Annotated in this window: 3 protein-coding genes; all 3 read right to left on the bottom strand. The window is 40.2% G+C overall.

Features of this window, described 5'->3' with window-relative positions; translation table 11 throughout:
* Positions 1–257 precede the first annotated feature (257 nt).
* Positions 258–2,423: a 7TM diverse intracellular signaling domain-containing protein gene (locus Q0954_RS32955; protein WP_299465984.1), complete on the bottom strand. Its 2,166-nt coding sequence runs from the start codon at positions 2,421–2,423 to the stop codon at positions 258–260.
* A gap of 693 nt (positions 2,424–3,116) precedes the next feature.
* Positions 3,117–3,617, bottom strand: a complete 501-nt coding sequence (locus tag Q0954_RS32950) for a hypothetical protein (RefSeq protein ID WP_299465981.1) — start codon at positions 3,615–3,617, stop codon at positions 3,117–3,119.
* A gap of 11 nt (positions 3,618–3,628) precedes the next feature.
* On the bottom strand, positions 3,629–4,405 hold the full coding sequence (locus tag Q0954_RS32945) for a Rossmann-like and DUF2520 domain-containing protein (RefSeq protein WP_299465978.1): 777 nt from the start codon (positions 4,403–4,405) through the stop codon (positions 3,629–3,631).
* Positions 4,406–4,495: the final 90 nt, after the last annotated feature.

Raw genomic sequence — 4,495 nt, 5'->3', positions numbered from 1 at the left:
CAAGTTTTTTTAAGTAAAGTCAGTGGGCAAAAATCGCCGAAATAATGGGTTAGGTATTTAGTATTTAAGGTACTAGGTCTGCCCTGTTTAACTCTGTTAAGCTCATCACAGCAAGCTGCCCCGATGAAATGAATCGGGATTTAGAAATAGATTCGGTTCACAGGTAACTACATTTTTATATCACGCTGATTTTAGCAACTTATAAAAAGCGTAGTTAAAAAACTATTTCAGGTATACTCTCCCCCTATCTGTCACTACTAAACCAATGAGGCGTTGTTTTTCACAAAACTTAGATAAAATGTAGTTCCTGTACCCAAGGTACTTTCGGCGGTAAGTTGGCATTGGTTAAACTGAGCAAACTCCCTGCAAAGGGTGAGTCCAAGCCCGCTGCCTTTTTCGCCCCTCACTCCTTGCTGGCTTTGTACTTCACCAGCACCCAATACCTGATCAAGGGTTGCCTGGTTCATACCCATACCCGAATCTTGAACAATCAAAGTTACTTGGTCATGACTGCTCTCTATGCTTATATGTATGGTGCCTTTGTCGGGTGTAAACTTGACCGCATTGCTAATGAGGTTATGAACCATACTAGAGGTAGAGGGTTTATCTGCCCATACCTGCCCATCATTACCTAATGATAGTTTTATTTGGATATAATGTATAGCGAGGAGCGTCTTAAAGTTATTCAAACAATCTTCTACCATTGCTCTCAGGTTGAGCGGTTCAGGGTTATAAGAAACGAGCTTTTGCTGAACAAGTGCCCAGTTTAATAAGTTATTGAGCAAATTGTTCAAGCTTTTGGCCGATTGGTGGATTTGATGCCCCAGTTTTTTTATTCTTTCGGGTTTGTTTTTATCCAGGTAATAATGAATGAGGTTATTTACTTCTTGAAAAGAGGCTAAAGGCCCTCGCAAGTCGTGGGCAATGATACCAAAAAAACGGTCTTTGGTATGGTTCAATTGTTTGAGCTTTTGGGTGCTTTGCTGCAGGTCCTGATTTTGTTGCTGAATCAAACGCTGTTGGTTTTCAAGCTTCTGCCTTGCTTGCTTTAGTGCTTGATTTTGCTGTTGCACTTCTTCGTAAGACTCTTCCAGTTGGTAGGTACGCTCAGCCACCTTTTGCTCCAATACTTCTTTTTGTGACACAACGAGTTGCTCGTTTTCCTGGGTTTTAAGCAGTAGCTCACCTTGGGCTTCATACCTGTCTTTTTTTATCTGGTTGATTTTATCACCCAAAGCAAAGGAGAAAAACAATACCTGTAGTGCAATACCAATAGAAGGAGCCTGATGTATGAGGTAATGATCTGAAGGAATAAAATCAAACACTTGAAGTGCTTTAATCCAATAACCCACCGCGTAAAATATCCAGGCAATGAGGTAATAATAGGCGACTTTTACCCCATTAAAATACAAGTAAATGGCATTGACTATGAATAATACTGCACAAACAAACGAAAAAGCCATGGCAACAGGCATCCAGTGAAACCACCCCCCAAGTACAAATAAACCTAATGCTACTGCTCCTATTGCCCACACCCCCTTATGACTCAGCATACATTGTTGACTCGTATCAAGAAAGTACACCGCAAAAATACTATTTACAAAAATTGCCAAAAATAACAGTTGGTCTAGTGAAAACCACCAGAAGTCTGGAGCAGGAAATATAGACACAAAATGCCCACTTACAACCAACATTATCAAAACATTGAGCACTTCTAACACTACATATAGCAGGTAGGTCACTTCTCGAAGGGCAAAAAACAGAAAAAGATTGTAAATAATAAGTGCCAGTACTGCCCCATATAGCAAAGCACTGATAATGTTTTGTTCTATAAGGTAGTGGTTGTAGTAGTCAGCCTCGTATAGTTTGAACCGAAAAATGGTAGCAGTCGTGCTAGAGTGTAATTTTACGTAAATAGTGGTTATATCTGCTTGGTTGTTGGGTACAAAAGGCAAGTTGGTATTAAACAATGCCAACGATTTTCTATCAAACTCACCGTTTACTACACCTGCTTTTTTAGCTACCCACTGCGAAGTTTTATTTGTATTTTGTTGATAAAAAAACGTCACCTGCTCTATACGGGTAAACAACTCCAGTACCAATGCCTGGTTTAAACGTTGGTTGGGACGCAGGCAAATTTTCAGCCAATGTGTTTGGCGATCATAGCCCCAATGCAAACGCGGAATATTTTTGAACTTTTGCTGGTAGGCAGGTGATAAAATATCTTGAAAAGTAAGCTGGTGCCGAGCATCGGGCAACCAAGTGATTTGGGCAGCCGTTAGGTCTATAATCTCAAAGCCTGGCGATAAATGAATAAGCGATTTTGGGGTAGTTTGGGCAAATAATAGCGAACAATTAAGGGTTGTAAATAAAAGGCACAACCAAGCAATGGGCAAGTTTGCCTTGATGGAGGAAGTATACATCTTTCTTTTAAAACTTGTGGTATAGTATAGCTTGATAAACTCTAAGGAATGATAAGGGCAATGGTTGCGTAGTTACATCTAATAAACCATTACGAATACCATTGGGTATATAAACCTAATCATTATTCCAGTCGCTTGCTAATACACCCTTGCGCCTAAGATGTAATAAACACAGCGTTAAATCAGATAATTTGCATAAAACAAATATTTTGCAATGTGTTATTACCAAAGAAACCCTCTAAATTTTATTTGACCAGATTTACCCGAAAAACGACCGAATTTACCCTTAAGCTACCATATTTACCCAAAAGTGCTTATTTAAACACTACTGCCTCTTCCTAAAAAAACTTGTTTTTCTTTGTTAAAACAACATACCTACCAAGTTTATCCCAAAAAGTGCCGATTTTACCTGCGTTTGCCTCTTAATAAGGCGCCACAAAAAATCCCGCTACCCTGATTTTATCAGCATAGCGGGCTGTATATTTGGCTAAGGAATGGTACCAAAATAAATTTACATTCTTAACCTCATCTTTTGAGGCTATGCTTTGTTAAAAAATAGCCGAATAGCGCTGCTATTGGCCGGCCATCCCGCAAGCTCGCTCAATATCTACTGGATATTGCCGTGCCGCGTCTAGCAACAAAATATTTTAGCGTTACTATAGAAATTTATTTTTACACCATTCCTAAGATTACCTACTGCTTATTAAACACTAACTCCAGGTCGCCCGACACTGTAATAGGCAAAGGGATAGTGGGCAAGGTAATGCTTTGACTAATGGTAGCTTTCAACACCAGGCGACTATCAGTTACCTCCTGAAGTGTATAAGTATCTGGAATTTTCACCCCAGTCAATGGAAAGTTGCCAATATTGGGCAAGGTAAAGGTAAAACCGTCTAGTTTTATTTGAGTATCGTTGCTTTGCAGTGACCAGGTACCATTGACGGTTTGCGAGTTAGTAGTACTGCTGCTAAAAGTGTTGTCTGCCATGAGATCTATCGTGACTGAGTCTATTTTAAAAGGCTGATTTACCTCAGACAAGTCTATGCCAAAAGCGCTCACACTTGGGGTAGCAGTCTCGCCTTGCCATTTGCCTATTAACTTATCTCTTACTGGAGTTGCTTCTTCTTTCTTTTTGCAACTCACGCCTACTACAATCAAACCTATCAATGCAAATATTTTAAAAATATGCTTCATTACTTTAGTTTTTAAGTGTACCACTGCAAAATACTGTCGGTAAGGCTGGTATACAACGCGTTTGCTGACGGGTTGTTCTTAAGATATTGCAAATGGTCTTGAATTACTTTGGTGTCATTACGTACTGCAGGACCGGTTTGTGTCTCTCGGGGGTCATTGTTTAAGGCTTTTTGAATGGTTTCCTTAATCAAAGGTTTCAGCAGATCAAACGAAATGTCTTCGCGCTGTAAGATATGCGCCGACTGAGCAAATAAGTGATTGGTAAAATTGCAGGCAATCACAGCAGCTACATGCAACACCTTGCGCTCAAAACTATTGATAGAATGTATGTTGGGGCTCAGCTGGCTCGCCAGGTCAAACAAAATGGTTTCAGTATTGGCATTGATGCCTTCTATACAAAACGGAATGGCAGTAAAGTCTACCGGAGAGTTTTTGCTAAATGTTTGCAAAGGGTAAAAAACCCCAAAATCGTTGTTCCCATTGAGGTGTTCAAACACTTGTAAGGGAGTATTGCCCGACGTATGCGCAATAATTGTTTGAGGGGGCAACTGCATTTGGGCTACCAATGGAGCTATAGCATCATCTTTGACTGCTACAATGGCCAGGTCAACCCCTACCTCGCTAAAATTGGTATGGTTGGTAGCAAGTGCATTGTTGAGCTGCTGAGCCAGCAATTGGGCATTTTCAAGGTTACGGCTATAAACTACACTAATGTGATTCCCTTTTTGCTCAAGCGCAGTGGCAAGGTGCCAGGCAACGTTTCCTGCGCCAATCATCAAAATATTCATACAATAAACTTATTAATGTGAATCTCTAGTTAAAAACATCGAAAACTAACGATATGCAGGCTGCTGCTAACCTCCCAAAAACATGTACAT

Source organism: uncultured Microscilla sp. (assembly GCF_947493425.1).
In the GTDB taxonomy this organism is placed as follows: Bacteria; Bacteroidota; Bacteroidia; order Cytophagales; family Microscillaceae; genus Microscilla.
Note: the sequence above shows the minus strand (reverse complement) of the source record. Positions and strands in the feature narration are given on the sequence as shown.

Coding starts and splice junctions, on each gene's coding strand:
- Q0954_RS32955 (WP_299465984.1), bottom strand. CDS start 2,423: ATGTATACTTCCTCCATCAAGGCAAACTTGCCCATTGCTTGGTTGTGC.
- Q0954_RS32945 (WP_299465978.1), bottom strand. CDS start 4,405: ATGAATATTTTGATGATTGGCGCAGGAAACGTTGCCTGGCACCTTGCC.
- Q0954_RS32950 (WP_299465981.1), bottom strand. CDS start 3,617: ATGAAGCATATTTTTAAAATATTTGCATTGATAGGTTTGATTGTAGTA.